Raw genomic sequence first — 20,881 nt, forward strand, 5'->3', positions numbered from 1 at the left:
TGGAGACCATCATGACTTATTCATCTGCTACACATGCCCTCTCTGTTAACCCAGCCACCGGCGAGACGCTCGCGGCGTATCCGTGGGCGAGCACCGACGACGTTGAACGCGCAATTGCGCAGGCTGATGCCGGTTTTCGTCAGTGGAGACGCGTAAGCGTTTCCGACCGGACGCAAAAGCTGCGCGATCTCGCCAGCGCGCTGCGAAACCGTGCAGACGAGATGGCCCGAAAGATCTCCCGTGAGATGGGCAAACCCATTTTGCAGGCGCGTGCTGAAGTGGCAAAATCCGCCAGCCTCTGCGACTGGTATGCGGAACACGGTCCGGCAATGCTGCAGCCTGAACCGACCCTGGTAGAAAACCAGAACGCGGTGATTGAATACCGACCGCTGGGACCTGTTCTTGCCGTCATGCCGTGGAACTTCCCGCTCTGGCAGGTACTGCGTGGCGCGGTACCCATCCTGCTGGCCGGGAACAGCTATCTGCTCAAGCATGCGCCAAACGTACTCGGCTCGGCTGACCTTATTGCGCAGGTATTTGCTGACGCCGGTTTTCCGCAGGGTGTCTTTGGCTGGGTGAATGCCACGAATGAGGGCGTGAGCCAGGCGATCAACGACCGTCGTATTGCCGCCGTAACCGTAACCGGCAGCGTGCGCGCGGGTGCGGCGATTGGTGCGCAGGCAGGGGCAGCACTGAAGAAATGCGTTCTGGAGCTGGGCGGTTCAGATCCGTTTATTGTGCTCAATGATGCTGATTTGGATCTGGCGGTGAAAGCAGCCGTGGCCGGACGTTATCAGAATACCGGACAGGTTTGCGCCGCCGCTAAGCGCTTTATTGTGGAAGAGGGCATCGCTGATGCTTTCACCCAGCGTTTTGTCGAGGCGACGGCAGCCCTGAAGATGGGGACGCCGGATAGCGAAGAAAACTTTATTGGCCCGATGGCGCGATTTGACCTGCGTGATGAACTGCATCAGCAGGTGCAGGCCACGCTGGCCGAAGGCGCCACGCTGCTGCTTGGCGGGGAGAAAGTCGCCGGTGAAGGTAACTACTATGCACCGACCGTGCTGGGGAATGTCACTGCCAGCATGACGGCATTTCGTCAGGAGCTGTTTGGTCCGGTTGCGGCGGTTAGCGTTGCGAAAGACGCGGAGCACGCCCTGCAGCTGGCTAACGACAGCGACTTTGGTCTGTCCGCAACCGTCTTTACCGCGAACGATACGCTGGCGGAGAAATTCTCCCGTGAGCTGGAGTGCGGTGGGGTGTTCATCAATGGTTTCAGCGCCAGCGATGCGCGCGTGGCCTTTGGCGGCGTGAAGAAGAGCGGTTTTGGTCGTGAGCTTTCCCACTTCGGTCTGCACGAGTTCTGTAACGTGCAGACGGTATGGAAGAACAGAGTCTAGTTCGCTCTCCGATAACGGCCTTCAGCACGAAGGCCGTTGTCATTTTCCTGCAATGGTTCTGTCATTTTCGTTTCGTAGACTCGCACGCATCTAACGTCTTGTTACTGAAGAAAATTATGAACCTAACGCAAATTTTTCGCCGTATTGCGCAGCGCCTCATCCCTCGTCAGTTTGGCCTGCTGACCGGTATTTTCTGTATTATTGGTCTTTTCTCCGCACTGCAACTCTCCTCTTCATTTTTGCTCAATGCTTCCCTGAAAGATGCTCAGCGCAACGAGCAGCAAAATCTGCTGGCATACCAGCAACAGAGCAAACTGGATCTGGCCCGCGTGTCTCTGCTGGCAGCAAGCGATCTGCTTAACCGCTCCGGCGTCTGTTTTATGCAGGATAAAGAGACCGGCTCTGAAGGAAGCTGGCACAGCCTGATGGACGAAGCTCAGGCGTCGCTGACGGTTTCTCAGCAGGCCTGGAACGCCTGGCTGGCGCTTAATCCGCCAAAAGATGACGCCCTGATCACCAGCTACCAGCTTTTCTACGGTGCCATCAAGGAGCAGGCGGAAGGGCTCATCAAGACCAACACGATCGATGCCTTTTTTGCCGTACCTGCCCAGGCTTTTCAGACTGACTTCAACGAAAACTATGCCCGCTATCAGCAAGCCAGCGAGAAGCAGGCGATGCAGGGCCGCCAGAGCCTGATGGCGCAACTCTCTGGCCTGCAAACGCTCTTCCTGGCTGCACCGGTTCTGCTACTTGCCATCGCCATTCTGGTGTGGTTCGGCATGTCCCGCTGGGTCATTACGCCGCTGCGTCGGTTGATTGCTCACATTAACCAGCTGGCGGCAGGAGACCTGTCCGGTACACCGCCAGGCGTGCTGCGCTTTAACAAGGAGATCGGACAGTTGAGCGACAGTGTTTCCACCCTGCAGCACGGACTGCAGGAACTGGTGACCCAGGTCAGCAATGCCACCCACGCAATGGTCGAAAATATAGGCTCGCTGGCGCAGGGCAACCAGAAGCTGTATCTGCAGTCGGCTCGTCAGGCGAAAGAGCTTGAGGATGTGACGACACACATTGCCGCGCTGGAAAACCACGTAGAAGGGAATACAGGTTATGCAAAACTCGCCAGTTCCAGAGCGGACGAGGCGCGCCAGGTAGCCGCGGGTGGCGATCGGATGATGACAACCGTCAATGCCTCCATGCAGGCGATCGTTGACCGATCGTCAGAAATGCGCGGGATCGTGGCGATGATCGACAGCGTGGCGTTTCAGACCAACATTCTGGCACTGAATGCGGCCATCGAGGCCGCCCATGCGGGGAACCACGGGCGCGGTTTCGCCGTTGTCGCCCGGGAAGTGGGGCTGCTGGCCAGAAAGAGCAGCCACTCGACGCAGACTATTCAGGCACTGATCAATCACTCTTTGCAGGGCATCGAAGACGGTTCCCGGGCCGTTAACCTGCTGGAAGATAATCTGCAGCAGGTGATCGGGCTGGTGGCTAATTTAAGCAGTCTGCTGAATGAGATCTCGGTAGCAACCCTGAGCCAGGGGGAGAGCATTCATCAAATGACGCGGCAGCTTCAGGCGCTGAATCAGGTTTCCCGTCAGACCGACATGCTGGTGTCTGACGCGTCGGATGCCTCTGAACGGCTGCATAAGCAATCCGATCTTTTATTGCAGGCGGTTTCGCGTTTTCGTCTTAGCGCCTGACGCAACATATAAGCCTCTGTTATACTCGCAGCCCGTTTTAGCCTGAGGGCAAGGAGCAAAGTGTGGCTGCGGTCATCCATAATGAGATGTTGGACGAGATTCTGTCGCAGGTTCGTCCGTTAATTGGAAAAGGGAAGGTTGCCGACTATATTCCGGCCCTTGCCACGGTCAGCGGGAATAAGCTGGGTATTGCCATTTGTACGGTAGACGGGCAGCGTTACCAGGCCGGTGACGCCACCGAGCGTTTTTCAATTCAGTCCATTTCAAAAGTACTCAGTCTGGTTGCGGCCATGCGCCAGTATGAGGAAGACGAAATCTGGCATCGCGTGGGGAAAGATCCGTCCGGGCAGCCTTTCAACTCACTGCTTCAGCTCGAAATTGAACAGGGTAAACCGCGTAACCCGTTTATCAATGCCGGTGCGCTGGTGGTTTGCGATATGCTGCAAAGCCGTCTTAGCGCCCCTCGCCAGCGTATGCTTGAAATTGTCCGCCAGCTCTCGGGCGTCGCGGATATTGCCTACAATGCGGTGGTGGCGCGCTCGGAGTTTGAACACTCCGCCCGTAACGCGGCTATCGCCTGGCTCATGAAATCGTTTGGTAACTTCCATAACGATGTCGCCACCGTGCTGCAAAACTATTTCCATTACTGCGCGCTGGAAATGAGCTGTGTTGAACTGGCACAGACATTCTTGTTCCTCGCCCATCAGGGGCATGCGCCGCACCTCGCACAAGATGTTGTCTCGCCCATGCAGGCGCGTCAGGTGAATGCCCTGATGGCGACCAGCGGGATGTATCAGAACGCCGGAGAGTTTGCCTGGCGCGTCGGTCTTCCGGCTAAATCGGGTGTCGGCGGCGGGGTGGTGGCAATCGTGCCTCACGAAATGGCGATTGCCGTCTGGAGCCCGGAGCTGGATGAAACGGGAAATTCACTTGCCGGTGTGGCAGTTCTGGAGAAACTGACCCAACGTCTGGGACGTTCCGTATACTGATGTCGACCCTGGATCCGCTTTTTGCCCACCTGGCGCGATCGCCTTTTCGTTCGCGCTTTCGCCTGGGCACGAAGGAACGGCAGTACTGCTGGGACAAAGGTGCCGAAACCATTGACCAGCACGCCGCCGATTTTATTGCCCGGCGCCTTGCACCGGCCCATCCCACCAATGACGGGAAACAGACGCCCATGCGCGGTCATCCGGTGTTTATCGCTCAGCATGCCACCGCCACCTGTTGTCGTGGCTGTCTGGCAAAGTGGCATAACATTCCGCAGGGTGTTCAGCTCAGCGCGCAGCAACAGCATTATATCGTCAGCGTGATCCACCACTGGCTGGTGCTGCAGATGAACGCCTAAATTTGACGAGTTATGATCCTGTTGTATTTGTGTTATAGATGCAGGTTAAGTTAGTTCAGATCCTGCTGACGATCGACATAATCGCCATACGTTATTATACGGAATGATATTTAATGCGTTCTGCTCTCTCTGCCTTCAGGTTTTTTCAACCCGATACTCCGCTGCGTAATGCGTCGTGGATCTTTATTCTCACCACCTTATTCTATTTTGTGGGTGCTGAATTGCGTCTGGTTGAAGCGTTGTCGCTGTTCTGGCCACTGAATGGCGTTATGGCGGGAGTATTCGCCCGTTATGCTTATCTGAATCGTCTGCATAACTACGCGGTCGCGTATGTTGCCATGCTGATGTACGACGCGGTCACCACCAGCTGGGGAATGGCCTCGCTGGTGATTAACCTGTCGAATATGATTTTTATCGTCGTGGTCGCCATACTGGTTCTGCGTGATAAACGGCTGATGAAAACCCCCGATCCGCTTAATGCGCTGCGTCTGTTTAACTACTGCCTGATTGCTGCGCTGCTGTGTGCCTTGCTTGGCGCGGTGGGGTCGGTCGGTATCGACAGTCACACCTTCTGGCCGCTGTTTGCCGACTGGTTTAGCGAGCAGTTTTCAACGGGGGTGCTGATTGTGCCGTGTATGCTGACGATTAGCCTGCCCGTACGTGATATTCAGTTACGCCTGGAGCAGCTGTTCCCGGTTATGGCGCTGATTGTCTCGGTGGTCGCGTCGGTGGTAATTGGCGGCGCGGGGAGCCTCTGTTTCCCGCTGCCGGCGCTTATCTGGTGTGCGGTACGCTACCCGCTGCCCGTCACCTGTTTACTGACGTTTCTCACGGGCGCCGTTGAGATCATTCTGGTTGCCAACTCCATTATCAATATTGCCGTCGCGACACCGCTTTCGACCCCGATGATGTTCTCAGCCCGGCTGGGCATTGCCACCATGGCTATTTGTCCGGTGATGGTCTCCGTCAGCGTGGCGGCCATTAATTCACTGATTCGTCAGGTGTCACTGCGGGCAGATTATGATTTTCTGACGCATGTCTATTCCCGCTCCGGGCTTTATGAAGCGTTAAAGCAAGAAGAGGCGCACCGGCATTCGCGTTTTTTAACCGTCATGCTGCTGGATATCGATTACTTCAAAAGCATCAATGATAACTACGGTCACGAGTGCGGTGATCGCATACTGGCGGCCTTTGCCCGGCAGGTTCAGCAGGTTGTCGGTGAGGACGGTATGGTGGCGCGAATGGGCGGAGAAGAGTTCGCGGTGGTCGTGAACTCCGGGGATGCGCAGCACGGTTTTGAACTGGCTGAACGCATCCGAACCACCGTCGCACATCATCCGTTTACCTGGCGCCAGCAGACGCTGTATCTGACCGTCAGCATTGGCCTGGGCAGCGGTAAATCTGAGTCATGGCAGTTGACGGAGGTCTTTAATAAGCTGATGGCTGAAGCGGACGATCATCTCTATCGTTCAAAGAAAGCGGGGCGAAATCGGACCAGCGCCCGGCTGTCGGATGAGCAGGTTACTGCAACGTCCGGCAGCGAAACATCACTGCATTAGTCGTCATGAGCCAGTGACGTTAATAAATAGCGTCTGAACAGGATATTCGTACACTGACAATGTCTCTGTTTAAGCTACGCTTTTAGTAAAGCTTGCGTCAGGAGACGTTATGAAAACACCTGAAACCCCTGAAAACGAAACGGAACGTCTGAACTCGCTGCGCGAATCAGGCCTGCTTGAAATCGACAGTTCGCCGGCCTTTGACCGCCTGACGCGTCTGGCAAAACGCTTTTTCCAGGTGCCGCTGGCGATGGTCAATCTTATCGATGAGCATTCGCTGATCGTGAAGTCAGCGGATGGCCAGGCACCGGACTCTGTCCCGCGCAATATCTCATTTTGTGGCCATACGATCCTCAGCGAAGCGCCGCTGGTGGTGGGGGACATGCGTCAGGATGACCGCTTTGCCGATAATCCGCTGGTGGCCGGTGAGCCCGGCGTTCGTTTCTACGCTGGTTTCCCGCTGCGTCTGCGCGACGGCGCGAGCGTCGGATCGCTTTGCCTGATTGATTATTCTCCGCGCGAGTTTACGGCGGCCGATCTTGCCGTGCTGGGAGACCTGGGCGCGCTGGCAGAAGATGAATTTGCCGCCGTCAGTGCGGCGACTACCGATGAACTGACGGGTTTATTCAACCGTCGGGGCTTTAATCAGCTCGTCCGGTTTACCCTGTCCGTCGCCCGACGCCGTGCAGAGCCGTTAACCCTCGGCTGGCTGGATCTGGATCGTTTTAAGGAGATAAACGATCGCTACGGCCACGAGGAAGGCGATAAGGCGCTGAACGTGATGGCGCAACTGATGCGTTCCTCCTTCCGTGAGGCGGATCTGCTGGTTCGCTTTGGTGGGGATGAGTTTGCCGTGCTGTTCGCCGATACGGATGAGCAGGGGGCCTGGATTGCGATGCAGTATCTGGCCGAGCAGGTCGAAAATTATAATGCCCGCAAACTGCATCCGTGGTCGCTTCTGTTCTCGTGGGGCCTCAGTGAATTCGACCACAATGGTCATGACCTCCAACAGTGGCTAAAAGAGGCCGATGAAAAGATGTATGCCATGAAGCAGCAACGCCACCGCGAAAGATGACATAACAAAAGCCTATGATCGATCCGTTTGCGTTAATAAGATGTTAATTGCACAGTGACGGTATTCAACGTAAGGAAAAACAATGAATACCTCACTGCACATCAAAAAACTCACCCGGGAAGAGATCCTCACCCACCTCGATGCGTTGTCCGCGATCCTCGAAAACTGCGTTAACGGCGGCGCATCCGTCAGTTTTATGTTGCCCTTTAGCCCGGAAAAAGCACGTGCTTTCTGGCGCGGTATTGCTGAGAGCGTGGGACGGAATGAACGTCTTGTGCTGGCCAGTATCGATCCGCAGGACGGCGTTATCGGCACGGTACAGTTGATCACCGAACAGCCGGAGAATCAGCCGCATCGCGCGGATGTGGCAAAACTGCTGGTCCATGAAAAAGCGCGCCGTAAAGGGGCGGCAATGGCCCTGATGGAAGAACTTGAAGTTCAGGCCAGAGCCAGAGGCATTTCGGTCCTGGTACTGGATACGTCCACCGGCAGCGGTGCCGAGACGTTCTACCAGCGTGCTGGCTGGCAAAAAGTGGGGGAGATCCCGCGCTATGCATTGATGCCGGATGGCGCGATGACCGCCACCTCCGTGTTCTATAAGTTCTTATAATTATTTTTCACAACTCCATCATGAATTGATCAAAACAGGGTTCCCGGTCGTAAAGTTTTGATAAGTTATCGTACCAATCTTATCAGGCTGTATGACTAATTATAAAAGGAACCCATTGTGAACACACTTAACCGTCATGATTTTCCCGGTCCACACTATCCGGAACGTATCATTCAGTTTGGTGAAGGCAATTTCCTGCGGGCGTTTATCGACTGGCAAATCGACCTGTTAAACGAACATACCGATCTCAACGCCGGTGTGGTGGTCGTTCGTCCCATTCAAAGTGATTTTCCGCCGTCGCTGAATACGCAGGATGGACTGTATACCACGATCATTCGCGGCCTGAACGAGAAGGGCGATGCGGTGAGCGATGCGCGCCTTATCCGTTCCGTTAACCGCGAAATCAACGTTTATAACGAATACGATGCGTTCCTCAGGCTGGCTCATAACCCGGAGATGCGCTTTGTGTTCTCGAATACCACGGAAGCGGGGATCGGTTATCACGCGGGCGACACCTTTGAAGATGCGCCTGCCGTCAGCTACCCGGCGAAACTGACGCGATTGCTCTTCGAACGTTTCAGTCATTTTAACGGTGCGCCAGACAAAGGCTGGGTCATCATTCCGTGTGAACTGATTGACTACAACGGGGATGCGCTGCGGGAACTGGTGCTGCGCTACGCGCAGGAGTGGGCGCTGCCGACGGCCTTTACTGAATGGTTGAACGATGCCAACTGTTTCTGCTCGACCCTGGTTGACCGCATTGTAACGGGTTACCCGCGTGACGAAGTGGCCGCTCTGCAGACTGAACTGGGTTATCAGGACGGGTTCCTGGATACCGCCGAACACTTCTATCTGTTTGTGATTCAGGGCCCTGACTCCCTTGCCAGCGAACTGCGTCTTGATAAGTTCCCGCTCAACGTATTGATCGTAGATGACATCCGGCCCTACAAAGAGCGTAAAGTCGCCATTCTGAACGGTGCGCACACGGCGCTGGTACCGGTAGCCTTCCAGGCCGGGCTGGACACGGTAGGTGAGGCGATGAACGATGCTGACGTGTGTGCTTTTGTCGAAAAAGCTATCTATGAGGAAATTATTCCGGTACTGGATTTGCCGCGTGATGAGCTGGAATCGTTCGCCAGTGCGGTAACGGGCCGTTTCCGTAACCCTTACATCCGGCATCAGCTGCTGTCGATTGCCCTCAACGGGATGACCAAGTTCCGCACCCGCATTCTGCCGCAGCTGCTGGCAGGGCAGAAAGCAACCGGGTCATTGCCTGCGCGACTGACGTTTGCTTTAGCGGCACTGATTGCGTTTTATCGCGGGGAGCGTAACGGGGAAAGTTACCCGGTACAGGACGACGCGCACTGGCTGGCGCGTTTCCAGCAGCTGTGGACACAGCATCACGATCGCCAGATCACTACCCGCCAACTGGTAAAATCGGTACTGAGCGTGAGTGAACACTGGGAGCAAGATCTTACGCAGGTTAACGGCCTGGTCGAGCAGGTTACGCGGGATCTGGATGCTATTCTGCTTCAAGGAATACGTGCGGCCGTTAAACCGCTCTGCTAACACCGTTGCCCGGCTTCGGCCGGGTTTTAATGGGGATCTTATTAGTTACAACATACTATTTGCTCTGTTTTTAAAAAACACCTCTGGCACCGTGCGGTTTAGGCTAGCCAGGTCAGAAAATTCAATGTTTTATTAACATGCTTGCAACCGTGAGGGGGATCACGTTTAATAGCCACGCTCTTTTTCTTTCCTGAAACTCACTATGATTGTTCGTCCTAAACAGCACTGGTTACAACTCATCTTTGTCTGGCATGGCTCGGTACTGCCAAAAATCTATACCCGCTTGCTACTCAACTTCCTGCTTTCTATCGCCGTGATCCTGATGCTGCCGTGGTACACGTCCCTTGGCATCAAATTTACCGTTGCGCCATTTAGCATTCTCGGTGTGGCGATCGCTATCTTTCTCGGTTTCCGAAACAACGCCTGCTATTCCCGCTACGTTGAGGCGCGCCAGCTTTGGGGGCAACTGATGATAGCGGCACGCTCTCTGTTTCGCGAGGTAAAAAACACCCTGCCGGACGATAAACATCTCGGCGAGTTTGTTCGACTGCAGATTGCCTTTGCCAACTGTTTGCGCATGACCCTTCGCCGGGAAACGAACGCCGAACAACTTTCCCGTTATCTTCCGGAAGATGATTTACGCAAGGTGATGAACGCCAACTCGCCGGCGAACCGTATTTTACTGATCATGGGGGAGTGGCTTGCCGTCAGGCGCCGCAATGGCGAGCTCTCAGATATCCTGTTCCACAGTCTCAACAACCGGCTGAACGACATGTCCATCGTCCTGTCGGGTTGCGAGCGTATTTTGACGACACCCGTACCGTTTGCTTACACGCTGATCCTTCATCGTACGGTGTATCTGTTCTGCATCATGCTGCCGTTCGCGCTGGTCGTCGATCTGCACTACATGACGCCTTTTGTGTCGGCGCTGATTTCTTACACCTTTATCTCGCTGGATACGCTGGCGGAAGAGCTGGAAGACCCGTTTGGTACCGAAGATAACGACCTGCCGCTGGACGCCATCTGCAACATGATGGAACGTGACCTGTTGCAGATGAACGATGAAGAAGAGATCCCCGAAAGACTGTTACCGGATAAATATTATCAACTGACCTGACGGGCATTCCATTCGTCACGGGTGATTTCCCACAGTTCGGAATCCAGCATGCCACTGACGTACGCTTTCTTTTCTGTCCTGATAAGCCGCATGCCGCTACTGTCTGAAATACGACGGGAGCGGCTGTTAGCAGCCGCTTTTGGCGCACGCAACACCGGCTTGTTCAGGGTGTTAAACCAATAATCCGTCGCCGCAATACTGGCCTCACGCATGTATCCCTTACCCTGAAACTCCGGCGCCAGCCAGAACCCACGGTTATTATCTTCAACATCGTACAGGCAGATAATCCCCATCAGCTCATCCGGCGCCTCGCGACGTCGAATACTCCAGAACCAGGCAATGCCTTTTTCCATATCCGGCAGCGCAACGTTATTAACATAATACTCCGCGCCATTATCCGGGTAGGGCCAGGGCACTGAGGAGACCATATAGCGAACGATTTCCCAGCGTGGATAAAGCCGCTGTATCTGGACGGCATCTTCCGCGACCAGGGGAATGAGTAACAGGCGGTCTGTCGTTAGCGTCGGTATTGTCATCCGTGGTTCTCCCTGTTTAAGCGTTATGTTTTTGTTCACCTTCTGGTATTTTCATCTCTATCACATTCTTTTTCGGTGTGCTGGAATTCTTTACTACCAATAACTGCTTTTAAAAGGCTTTCGATTTGTAATATGAGGAATATATGGCTGTTACGGTAAGAGCTTTACGCGCAGAAGATTATTCCCAGTGGCGTCCGCTGTGGGACGGCTACACCCATTTTTATGACTGTGTCCTCGATGAGTCCGTGACCGCCGCGACATGGCAAAGGGCGCTCGACGAGCGATCATCGATATTTTGCCGGGTTGCGGAAAGCGACGGCAACGTCATCGGCTTCGCCATATGTATTTTGCACGAAGGAACCTGGTCGACAGCGCCCGTTTGTTATCTGGAAGACCTGTTTGTTGCTGCCAGCCAACGGGGAGCAGGGACCGGAAAAGCGCTCATTGACGCCCTGATGGACGAAGGCAAGCGCGAAGGGTGGTCGAAACTTTACTGGGTCACGCGGCAGAACAACCCGGCACGTAAACTCTACGACCAATATGGCGAAGCCGACGATTACGTTCGTTATCGCGTCTCGCTTTAAGACGCAATGACCTGTGTTTGTATCACATTGTATCAACGCCTCTGATGCATACACAGGCTTGCAATAAAGGCCCATTCGCACATATCCGCTATACAAACCGATGTTGTTATATACCCGTGAATCGTACTCAATCGGAGATAACAACATGTTCAGCAAACTCGCATACTCAACTCTCGCATTAACCGTTTCTCTTGGTACCGTCATGTCCTGTCAGGCCGAAGCAACCGGTACTGATTTCACGACGGCGTTTGATCATCCTCAGCAGATTAACGCCGGCGACCTTAACGTCGGTTATGTCGACATCGGCCCGAAAGATGGCCAACCGATCATTTTATTACACGGCTGGCCTTACGATATTCATAGTTATGCGCAAGTTGCTCCCGCGCTGGCTGCCAAAGGATATCGGGTGATTGTGCCTTCTCTGCGTGGCTACGGAACTACCCGTTTCCTCTCAGACAAAACGCCGCGTAACGGCCAGCCTTCGGCCATGGCGAAAGACGTTGTGAACCTGATGGATGCCCTGAACATCAAGCAGGCCGTTTTTGCCGGATACGACTGGGGTGCCCGTACGGCGGACATCGTCGCGGCGCTGTGGCCAGAACGCGTTAAATCGCTGGTCTCCGTCAGTGGATACCTGATCAGCAGCCAGCAGATTGGCAAACAACCCTTACCGCCGAAAGCAGAAGTTCAGTGGTGGTATCAGTTCTATTTCGCCACCGAACGTGGTGCTGAAGGCTACGCCAAAAACACCCATGACTTCGCCCGTTTGATCTGGTCGCAGGCATCACCTGACTGGAAATTTAGCGATGCAACGTTTAACGCCAGTGCAAAATCCCTTGATAACCCGGACCATGTCGCGGTGACGCTCAGTAACTATCGCTGGCGTTTAGGGCTGGAAAAAGGGGAGCGCAAATACGACAGTTATGAGCAAAAACTGGCAACGCTTCCGAATATTACCGTCCCGACGATCACCATTGAAGGCGGAAACAACGGGGCGCCACATCCTGCTCCACAGGCCTACGCCGGGAAATTCACCGGTAAGTATGAACACCGTACCTTTGGCAAAACCGTAGGTCACAATCCTCCGCAGGAAGATCCGCAGGATTTCGTCAACGCAGTTGTGGACGCAGATAAACTCTGAAATGTGCTATTTTCAATACGTTACCCTTCAGTCTGGAGATTTCTGTGGAGCATATTGATCATATCCTTGTCGTCGATGACGACAGGGATATTCGTGAGCTGATTGTCGATTACCTCGTTAAGTCCGGATATCGCGCCTCTGGCGCGGCAAATGGCAAAGAGATGCGAGTTGTGCTTGATAAACAGCATATCGATCTTGTGGTGCTGGATGTCATGATGCCCGGCGATGACGGATTAACGCTGTGTCGTCAGCTCCGAAGCGGTAAACATAAAGACTTGCCCATTCTGATGCTCACGGCGCGTAACGAGGAAACAGACCGGATCCTGGGGCTGGAGATGGGGGCAGACGATTATGTCGTGAAGCCTTTTGTTGCACGCGAGTTACTCGCGCGGATCAAAGCCATTTTACGTCGTTTCCGCACAATGCCCCCCAATTTACAGGTGACGGAAGCCGGGCGACTGGTCACGTTCGGAGAATGGCAACTGGACACCGTGGCCCGTCATTTAATCGACAGTGAAGGGATGGTAGTGGCGCTCAGCGGAGCGGAATATCGTCTGCTGCGCGTGTTCCTCGATCACCCTCAGCGTGTCCTGACCCGGGATCAACTGCTAAATCTGACCCAGGGGCGCGATGCCGAGCTCTTTGAACGATCGATTGATCTGCTGGTGAGCCGGGTGCGTCAGCGTCTGAATGAAGACGCCCGCACGCCGGCCTATATCAAGACCGTGCGCAGTGAAGGCTATGTCTTTACAATGCCGGTGACCATAAAAGAGGCCAATGAATGACGCTTTGGCCACGCTCGTTGCTGTCCCGGCTGTTGGTCATCGTGCTGGCTGGACTCTTACTGGCCAATACTCTCAGCCTGACGCTGGTGATGGTTGAACGCATGCACAGCGCCCGCACCGTAATGCTGGGTAATCTGGAAAACGATGTAGCCACTAGCGTGGCCATTCTTGACCGACTTCCCGCTCAGGAGCGGGCGGCCTGGCTGCCGCGGCTGGAGCGCGGTAACTATCGCTATATTCTCGGGCCTGGAGAACCGGGCGCGCTGCCTGAGGATAAGCGTTCACGCGATGCCATTCGAACGCTAAAAGAGACCCTTACGGCTGACTACCCGCTCACGTTTACCGCCGTTCCCGGTCCCATTTCCCATATTCAGGCACATCTCACCTTACGTGATGGGGCACCGTTGACCATCGATCTGACACCACGCATGCCGCCGGTCGCCAGCTGGTTACCTGTCGTGCTGGTATTGCAGCTGCTGCTGCTTGCGGCCTGTGCCTGGATCGCCGTGCGTCAGGTGATTCGGCCTTTCTCACAGTTTACCCGTGCGGTTGACGCGCTGGATCCGGCGGCAAACACACCAATGACGGAGAAGGGGCCGGTAGAAGTGCAAAGAGCCGCGCATGCCTTTAACGCGATGCAGGCGCGCATTCAATCCTATCTCCGCGAACGCGCGCAGATCCTGGCATCCATTTCTCACGACCTGCAGACGCCCATCACGCGCATGAAATTGCGCGTCGAGATGGCCGATCAACCCGAGTTACGCGACAAGTTATTGAACGACCTCGATAACATGACCCGCCTGGTGCGGGAGGGGATTGCCTATGCCCGGTCATCAGAATCCCTGGAAGAGACCTCACTAAAGCTGGAGCTCAATGCCTGGGTAAACAGCATTGCCTGTGATTATCAGGACATTGGTAAAAACGTGCAGTTTCAGGCAAACGACGCCCGCCTGCCGATAGTGACTCGGCCGCAGGCGCTTCGCCGGGTGATGACCAACCTCCTGGATAACGCGCTTAAGTTTGGTGGTTATGCCGTTATTGAGATTGATGATTCTTCAGCCGGACACATTGCTATCCATATTCTGGACAGCGGGCCGGGGATACCCGAGGCTGAACTCGACGCGGTATTACAGCCTTTTTATCGGGTAGAAACATCGCGTAACCGTGATACCGGCGGAACCGGCCTGGGGCTGGCGATTGCCGCGCAGCTGACCGCGCAGCTTGACGGGAAACTGCGGCTGGCAAATCTTCCTGAAGGCGGGCTGAAGGTCACGGTAACGCTGCCGCGTCGCTAATTGTACGGTTTTGTATCCGGTTGCGTGACCGATACGAGAGCAGACAAATCGTCCCGTTTTGCACACATCCCAAACACATCCGTACGATGAAATACCCTCACTGCAGCGTCGCAGGCCATCTGTAATGTGAGGTTTTTATGTTTTTGATAATCGCGTTTCTGGGCGGGATGATAAGCCTGCTCAGTCCATGTACGCTCCCGGTGATACCTCTTCTGTTTGCCGGTTTTCAGGGGCAGCGAAGACATATCCTGGCTCTGCTGGCAGGGATGATCGTGATGTTTACCGTGGTGGCGATGGTTGTCACGGTTGCCAGCGAATGGATCACGGATGCCACGATAATAGGGCGCTGGCTGGCACTCATTATTCTGGCTACAGCCGCGCTGGCCTTGATTTTCCCGTCCTTCGCCCAGCGTATAGCCGGGCCTGCGGTCAGCGCGGGCAATATCCTCAATACCCGCAGCGGACAAACGCGCGGAATGTTTTCCGCTTTCCTGGCCGGACTTGCCGTCGGTCTGCTCTGGTCTCCTTGTGCCGGACCGATCCTTGGGGCTATTTTCAGTATCAATATTGCGGATCATTCGGCCATCACCACCGGCGCGCTGTTGGCGGCGTATGGCAGCGGATGTGCGCTTATGTTGGGCCTGCTTATGGCCGGCGGTCGGAAACTGATGACACCGCTGCGGGCCAAATCAGCGCTGATGGAAAGGTTGCGCAAGGGGGCGGGCGTGGTGATGTTAGCGGCTGTGGCGTTCAACGCCACGGGGATGAACTCGGTGCTGAAAGGTGCAAATGGGGTGGCAGACCGTCTTGAAACGACGCTGTTGACCCTGGCGAAGCCCGCCACTGCGCCAGTAAAACTGCAGCCGGTCGTAATGACCGAACCCAGCAGTCAGTTGCCTTCGTTAAGTGGCGGAACCGGATGGGTTAATGGTGACCCTGTCACGTCTGAATCTTTGCGGGGTAAAGTCGTCCTGATTGATTTCTGGACCTGGGACTGCATCAACTGCCAGCATACGCTCCCGCATGTCCGCGACTGGGCCACGCGATATCAGTCCCAGGGTCTGGTGGTCATCGGTGTGCATACGCCTGAATATCCGTGGGAAAAACCGCTCTCGTCGGTGAAAAACGCGGTGAACAAATGGCAACTGCCGTATCGGGTCGTGACGGATAATAACTACCAGATCTGGAACGCCTTCGGGAACCAGTACTGGCCGGCACATTACTATTTCGATGCCAAAGGGCAGTTACGTTATACCTCTTTTGGTGAAGGTAACTATGAAGAACAGGAAAAAGTTATCCAGCAGCTGCTTAAAGAGGCCCGCTCATAACGTTGCTCAGGGCTGACGTTGAGCAATGATAAACAACCGTGGAAAAGCCAGCAGTATCTGCCCGTTTTCCTGGAGCGGATACTGCTCTTCCAGCATTTCATGGTAGCGCTTGAGAAAACGTTTCTGCTCGCTCTCATTAAGCTCCTGCAGCCACGGACGTAAACCGGTCGCGCTTACCCAGTCAATGATGGCCTGGTGTGAGCTCATTTTATGGAAATAGGTTGTCCGCCAGATATCCACATCACAACCGGCGTCTGTCAGAATGTCGTAATAGGCATGCACGCCGGGTAAGGCTTCACGACCCCGGTCGGGATAGCCTTGCTCCCAGGCAACTTCGCGCATCGCCACATGAGTGGGCTCAAGCCAGTTGTCAGGCATCTGAATGGACAGTACGCCATTTAACGTGAGCAGAGAGACCAGGTGCGGCAGGAGATCGTAGTGGTCGGGCACCCACTGCAACGAGGCATTGGCGTAAATCAGGCTCAGCGGCTGGCCGGGCTTAAACTGGCGGATATCGGCCTCAACAAAGTGGCAATCCGGTAAGGCGCTGCGGGCTTCGTCGAGCATCGCAGGTGAGTTATCGACCCCTGTGACGTGCGCTGAAGGCCAGCGATGTTTTAACAGCGCCGTACTGTTTCCAGGCCCGCAGCCCAGATCGACGATGGATGACACGTCATCCAGGGGAATTCTGGCGAGCAATTCAGCGGCGGGGCGCGTACGTTCGGCTCCGTATCGCAGGTACAGGGAAGGGTTCCAGTCGGCCATCTTTGCATCTCCGTTGTGCATGCTTCAGCAAGAATAGCACACGCAGACACCTGCACTGAGGCAGGTGTCTGTCCTGCGGCAATTACAGAATGCCTTTCAGGGCAACATGATAAAGCAGCATGATGGTTTTCCCGTCGACAATCCTGCCCGTTTCAATGTCGCACAGTGCCTCTTCCAGCGTCATTTCCAGTACGTCGATATCCTCACCCTCCGCTTTGAGTCCACCGCCTTCACTGGTTCTGTCTTTCGGCTGGTATTCGGCGAGATAAAAATAGAGTTTTTCAGTGACGGAGCCCGGGCTCATGTAAGCTTCAAAAATTTTCTCAACGCGGGAAACGCTATAGCCGGTCTCTTCTTCCGCTTCTGCTTTAATCCGGCTTTCCGGATCCATGTTATCGAGCAAGCCCGCAGCAGCTTCAATAAGGTCATCTTCGTGCCCGTTAATAAAGACAGGGAAACGGAACTGGCGGGTCAGGATCACCGTCTTTTTATCCCGGTTATAAAGCAGGATGGTGGCTCCGTTTCCCCGGTCGTAAACTTCGCGATTTTGCCGCTGCCATTCGCCATCGCGTCGCTGCAGATCAAAGGTATATTTTTTCAGGATGTACCAGTTATCAGACAGTGTTTCACTTTCTATGATGCGTACATCTGCACGTTTTGATTGCACGTTTGTTCCTCCTTACGTAGAGTAATTATCATAAACAGCATGGTCGTGCAGTTTCAAGATTAAACGTGCAATATCAGGAATTCCTTATGCTCACAACGCAGCGAAAACAATTGATCCTTGAAAAGCTCGAGGCTGAAGGTCAGGTCCAGTCGAAAGCGCTCAGCACGCTTTTCGCGGTGTCTGAAGACACCATTCGGCGTGATTTACGCGAGCTGGCGGCAGAAGGGCGTTTACAGCGTGTTCACGGCGGGGCGCTGCCGTCATCCTCGGCCATTGCCCCGTTTGCTGAGCGTAAATCGGTAAAGATGGATGCCAAGAAAAATGTCGCCCGTAAAGGTGCGCAGCTGATTTCTGACGGCCAGGTGGTGATCATTGACGGCGGCACGACCACGTCAGAGCTGATTACGTTTCTGCCTCCTGATTTGAAGATAACCGTGGTCACGCACAGCCCAGGCATTGCGCTGGGACTTGTCGAACATCCCTCCATTGAGGTTATCCTGATCGGTGGCCGTCTGTATAAACACTCTATTGTTGCGGTCGGCGCGGCTGCTATCGAAGGCATCGAAAAAATCCATGCGGACCTGTTCTTTATGGGTGTGACTGGCATCCATCCTGATGCGGGCCTGACGACCGGTGATTTTGAAGAGGCGAGTATCAAACGTGCATTTTCCGGCAGAGCCGCCGAAACGGTTGTGCTGGCTTCCCCCGAAAAAATCAATACCGCGTCATCTTTTGTGATTGGCGATCTGTCGCTGGTGAACACGATTGTCGTTGAAGACGATACCGATAGCGCCTGGATTAACGCGGTAAAAGAAAAGGGGGTTTCCGTGGTGATGACCTCTGAACCGGAAAAGGCATAACCCACGCGAAAAGCCTTTATGATTCGGCCTGTCGGTAAGCCGACAGGCTGGCAGGCAACATCAAACCTGAGGGATATCCTCAAGCGCAGTGTAAATCTTAAGCCCCAGCGTTTGCGCCACCTCAATGTCCATATCGGCCCCTTTGGACGCGCCGGCAATCCGGTAGATAGCATCACATTTCGCAATGAGTCGGTGCGCGACGGGATACAGCATTGCTTCACTGATTTCATCACCCATCGATTTCGAGCCAGCCGCTTTTGCCAACGGTAAGGCCAGCCATTCGCCAATAACCGGAACGTGGCCACGTTGATAGACGGCTAACGCCGCATTTTCAAGACGAGCAAGGTTTTCATCAATGCGCGCCTGTACGCCATCGGTGCCGCTACGATAGGGGCCGGCGATTAAAATCAACTGTTGTGTCATATCAACCTCAGTAAGTAAAAATGCATGAGTTTGCACGTTTGTGCGTCTTTTGTTTCTGGCTTCATATTAGTCGCCAATTTCGTGCAATTTCAAGCAATATTGTGCATTATGGTTTTTTTAAGACAGTTGCAGAAGAGTCGAGCTGGTCTATGCTCAAAAAGCAGAGATCAGCCATTCTCTGGGCGTATTGAAAAATAACAATAATCTTGCGTTTCAGGGGGGGGGAATGAAGAGGATTCTGCTCGTTACAGTGTCATGCTTGCTCTCGGTAATCTCCTTTCTCAGCATAGCCGCAGAGCCGCGCCAGGAGCCGACAGATCGGGAGCGCGCCAGAACGGTTTATATTTTCCATCAGCCGATAGTTATGCTGCAGGCAAAATTCGGTCTGACCACGCCTGAAGAGCGAGTTTTGCGCATTCGAAATACGCTGCGCAATTTCTCTCAACAGGATGTTCGGGAGCCCCTGAAAATTATTCCGGTTACCCGTTACAACCAACCGGGAAGATTGATTGTGATGAACGGCAAGCCGGTGATGTTACTGGCACAAGCCGATCTCGATGAGGGTGACGACCTGACGCTTGATGAAGCTGCTCAACGTGTGCTGACCCGAATGGAGGCACAACGTACGGCACTTCGCGATCAATATGACACCGGGTGGCTGGCATTATCGGCCGGCAAAACGGCCGCAGGGCTGCTGGCACTGTTTGTTTTCTGGTACGGTGCCTGGCGGTCATGGCGTGGAGTAAGGCGTTTTTACCGAGGCCGCATTCTTGAGAACCGCAGTATCATTCCACAACGCTGGCGCAGGTTTGTCGGCGCGATTGAGACTCGTTTGTATGCTTTGCTGATGATTATTCTGGGTATTCTCGGGCTTTATATCTGGCTAAGTTGGTCATTCAGTCTGTTTCCCTGGACGCGCGTTTGGGGAGCATCGCTGGGTGACTGGACCATGCGTGTTCTGCGGGATATTGCACTGTCCATTGTCTCGGCTATGCCGGGCATTTTGATCGTCCTGATTATTTTTCTTATCACAGCCTTCATTCTAAAACTCCTTAAAGTCTTGTTAAATCAGGTAGAAGCAGGGCGTTTACACCTTCCCGGGATCCATCCTGAAACCGTCGGCGCGACGAGGAAGTTAATTTCTGTGGTGGTATGGTTATTTGCTCTGTCTGCAGCATACCCGTTTTTACCGGGGGCCAATTCACTGGCCTTTAAAGGTATCAGTGTATTCTTTGGGCTGATGTTGACTCTGGGATCTGCCGGGGTGATGAATCATGCCATGAGTGGCCTGGTACTGATTTACTCGCGAGCCTTGAGAAAAGGCGACATCATTCGGGTCGCGGATAACGAAGGGTTGGTCACAGAGATAGGTATGCTCGCGACGAAAATCATTACGCGGGAGAATTATGTTGTAACCGTACCGAATGCTGTCGTAGTTAGCGGCAAAATCACTAATCTCAGCGCGCAAAATCCAGATGGTGGCGTGAACCTGACGACAGGTATCACTATCGGATACGACACGCCATGGCGGCAAGTTCATGCCATGCTGGAGATAGCCGCCAGACGGGCGAAATGTATCGATCAGTCACAACAGCCGCTGGTAAGACAATTGAGTTTGATGGACTGGTATATTGCTTATGAACTTCAGGTGAAGCTGCGTGCCGGGCAATCACTGGCGGAGGCCCGCAATGAACTGCACAGCAATATTCAGGATGTCTTTAACGAGTTTAATGTACAAATCATGTCGCCAAACTTTGTGATGCAACCAGAAGGTGCGGTCGTCGTGACGGAAGATAACTGGTATGCAGCGCCGGCAGAGAAGCCAGAGAATAAACAGCGTGAGTGAAGATGGCTATGCAGGTTTAGAGGATTCGGAGCAGGTAAGGTGCATTAGAGGCTGTCAAACACCAGAACAAGGATGACCACAAAAAGCCAGATTCTGCCTTAATCTATGTTGGTGCGCATAATGTATATTATGTTAAATTGATTATTATGATCCATTCCTGAGCAATGCTAATTACGCAATCCTACCCTTTTCTAATTCCAGTCCATTCTGGCTGACCACAGGATATTGGCTCAACGTTTTAACACTGCTATCATCGAAATCATAAAATTA

20 protein-coding genes are annotated in these 20,881 nt (G+C 54.0%); 16 read left to right on the forward strand and 4 right to left on the reverse strand.

Going from position 1 to position 20,881, the window contains the following annotated elements:
* Window positions 1-11: 11 nt before the first annotated feature.
* The 9 genes from sad to JTA15_RS06545 all read left to right on the forward strand — a co-directional run bounded on the left by sad (window position 12) and on the right by JTA15_RS06545 (window position 10,381).
* Window positions 12-1,400, forward strand: a complete 1,389-nt coding sequence (sad, locus tag JTA15_RS06505; protein WP_219372996.1) for a succinate-semialdehyde dehydrogenase — start codon at window positions 12-14, stop codon at window positions 1,398-1,400.
* A 116-nt stretch (window positions 1,401-1,516) separates the two neighbouring features.
* Entirely contained in the window at window positions 1,517-3,106 is a 1,590-nt protein-coding gene (locus JTA15_RS06510; protein ID WP_219372997.1) for a methyl-accepting chemotaxis protein, read from the forward strand.
* Between the two features lie 62 nt (window positions 3,107-3,168).
* A complete protein-coding gene (gene glsB / locus JTA15_RS06515; RefSeq protein WP_219372998.1) occupies window positions 3,169-4,095 on the forward strand; it encodes a glutaminase B in 927 nt (308 codons plus the stop codon).
* On the forward strand, window positions 4,095-4,451 hold the full coding sequence (locus tag JTA15_RS06520; protein ID WP_219372999.1) for a DUF4186 domain-containing protein: 357 nt from the start codon (window positions 4,095-4,097) through the stop codon (window positions 4,449-4,451). The genes glsB and JTA15_RS06520 overlap by 1 nt, the downstream gene beginning before the upstream one ends.
* Window positions 4,452-4,564: 113 nt before the next feature.
* Window positions 4,565-6,010 carry a GGDEF domain-containing protein gene (locus JTA15_RS06525; protein WP_020884148.1) on the forward strand — a complete coding sequence of 482 codons (1,446 nt, stop codon included), beginning with the start codon at window positions 4,565-4,567 and terminating at the stop codon, window positions 6,008-6,010.
* A gap of 109 nt (window positions 6,011-6,119) precedes the next feature.
* A complete protein-coding gene (locus JTA15_RS06530) occupies window positions 6,120-7,085 on the forward strand; it encodes a sensor domain-containing diguanylate cyclase (RefSeq protein ID WP_219373000.1) in 966 nt (321 codons plus the stop codon).
* 82 nt (window positions 7,086-7,167) lie between these two features.
* Window positions 7,168-7,695: a GNAT family N-acetyltransferase gene (locus JTA15_RS06535; RefSeq protein WP_049022785.1), complete on the forward strand. Its 528-nt coding sequence runs from the start codon at window positions 7,168-7,170 to the stop codon at window positions 7,693-7,695.
* A 117-nt stretch (window positions 7,696-7,812) separates the two neighbouring features.
* Complete coding sequence (locus JTA15_RS06540) at window positions 7,813-9,264, forward strand: tagaturonate reductase (protein WP_219373001.1); 1,452 nt, start codon at window positions 7,813-7,815, stop codon at window positions 9,262-9,264.
* A 202-nt stretch (window positions 9,265-9,466) separates the two neighbouring features.
* Window positions 9,467-10,381 (forward strand): bestrophin family protein, encoded by a 915-nt coding sequence (locus tag JTA15_RS06545; RefSeq protein ID WP_014170060.1) that lies wholly within the window; start codon window positions 9,467-9,469, stop codon window positions 10,379-10,381.
* On the opposite strand, the gene JTA15_RS06550 is transcribed toward JTA15_RS06545, so the two are convergent.
* Window positions 10,369-10,917: a GNAT family N-acetyltransferase gene (locus JTA15_RS06550; protein ID WP_020884145.1), complete on the reverse strand. Its 549-nt coding sequence runs from the start codon at window positions 10,915-10,917 to the stop codon at window positions 10,369-10,371. The two genes, JTA15_RS06545 and JTA15_RS06550, sit on opposite strands and share 13 nt — an antisense overlap.
* A gap of 143 nt (window positions 10,918-11,060) precedes the next feature.
* Between JTA15_RS06550 and JTA15_RS06555 the strand changes: the two genes are divergently transcribed.
* From JTA15_RS06555 to JTA15_RS06575, 5 genes are all read left to right on the forward strand, one after another.
* Entirely contained in the window at window positions 11,061-11,501 is a 441-nt protein-coding gene (locus JTA15_RS06555; protein WP_151712288.1) for a GNAT family N-acetyltransferase, read from the forward strand.
* Window positions 11,502-11,646: 145 nt separating this feature from the next.
* A complete protein-coding gene (locus JTA15_RS06560; protein WP_032681006.1) occupies window positions 11,647-12,642 on the forward strand; it encodes an alpha/beta fold hydrolase in 996 nt (331 codons plus the stop codon).
* A gap of 44 nt (window positions 12,643-12,686) precedes the next feature.
* The gene (locus JTA15_RS06565) at window positions 12,687-13,427 is read left to right on the forward strand and encodes a response regulator (RefSeq protein WP_025204193.1); all 741 of its coding nucleotides are present in this window, start codon (window positions 12,687-12,689) and stop codon (window positions 13,425-13,427) included.
* Window positions 13,424-14,722, forward strand: coding sequence for an ATP-binding protein (locus tag JTA15_RS06570; RefSeq protein WP_219373002.1), 1,299 nt, complete (start codon window positions 13,424-13,426; stop codon window positions 14,720-14,722). The genes JTA15_RS06565 and JTA15_RS06570 overlap by 4 nt, the downstream gene beginning before the upstream one ends.
* Before the next feature lie 137 nt (window positions 14,723-14,859).
* Complete coding sequence (locus JTA15_RS06575; RefSeq protein WP_219373003.1) at window positions 14,860-16,050, forward strand: cytochrome c biogenesis protein/redoxin; 1,191 nt, start codon at window positions 14,860-14,862, stop codon at window positions 16,048-16,050.
* Window positions 16,051-16,056: 6 nt separating this feature from the next.
* On the opposite strand, the gene tam is transcribed toward JTA15_RS06575, so the two are convergent.
* Together tam and JTA15_RS06585 are read right to left on the reverse strand one after the other, a co-directional pair.
* Window positions 16,057-16,815, reverse strand: coding sequence for a trans-aconitate 2-methyltransferase (gene tam, locus JTA15_RS06580; protein WP_044867824.1), 759 nt, complete (start codon window positions 16,813-16,815; stop codon window positions 16,057-16,059).
* A gap of 82 nt (window positions 16,816-16,897) precedes the next feature.
* Window positions 16,898-17,482, reverse strand: coding sequence for an NUDIX domain-containing protein (locus JTA15_RS06585; protein WP_219373004.1), 585 nt, complete (start codon window positions 17,480-17,482; stop codon window positions 16,898-16,900).
* 86 nt (window positions 17,483-17,568) lie between these two features.
* Here JTA15_RS06585 and JTA15_RS06590 point away from each other — a divergent pair, with 86 nt between their 5' ends.
* Window positions 17,569-18,342 (forward strand): DeoR/GlpR family DNA-binding transcription regulator, encoded by a 774-nt coding sequence (locus JTA15_RS06590; RefSeq protein WP_020884137.1) that lies wholly within the window; start codon window positions 17,569-17,571, stop codon window positions 18,340-18,342.
* A gap of 60 nt (window positions 18,343-18,402) precedes the next feature.
* Here the strand turns inward: JTA15_RS06590 and JTA15_RS06595 are convergent, their stop codons facing one another.
* The gene (locus tag JTA15_RS06595; protein ID WP_020884136.1) at window positions 18,403-18,765 is read right to left on the reverse strand and encodes a DUF4406 domain-containing protein; all 363 of its coding nucleotides are present in this window, start codon (window positions 18,763-18,765) and stop codon (window positions 18,403-18,405) included.
* 226 nt (window positions 18,766-18,991) lie between these two features.
* On the opposite strand from JTA15_RS06595, the gene JTA15_RS06600 reads away from it, so the two are divergent.
* Entirely contained in the window at window positions 18,992-20,611 is a 1,620-nt protein-coding gene (locus JTA15_RS06600) for a mechanosensitive ion channel family protein (RefSeq protein ID WP_219373005.1), read from the forward strand.
* Window positions 20,612-20,881 lie beyond the last annotated feature (270 nt).

Source organism: Enterobacter sp. BIDMC 29 (assembly GCF_019378755.1).
Taxonomy (GTDB): domain Bacteria; phylum Pseudomonadota; class Gammaproteobacteria; order Enterobacterales; family Enterobacteriaceae; genus Enterobacter; species Enterobacter ludwigii.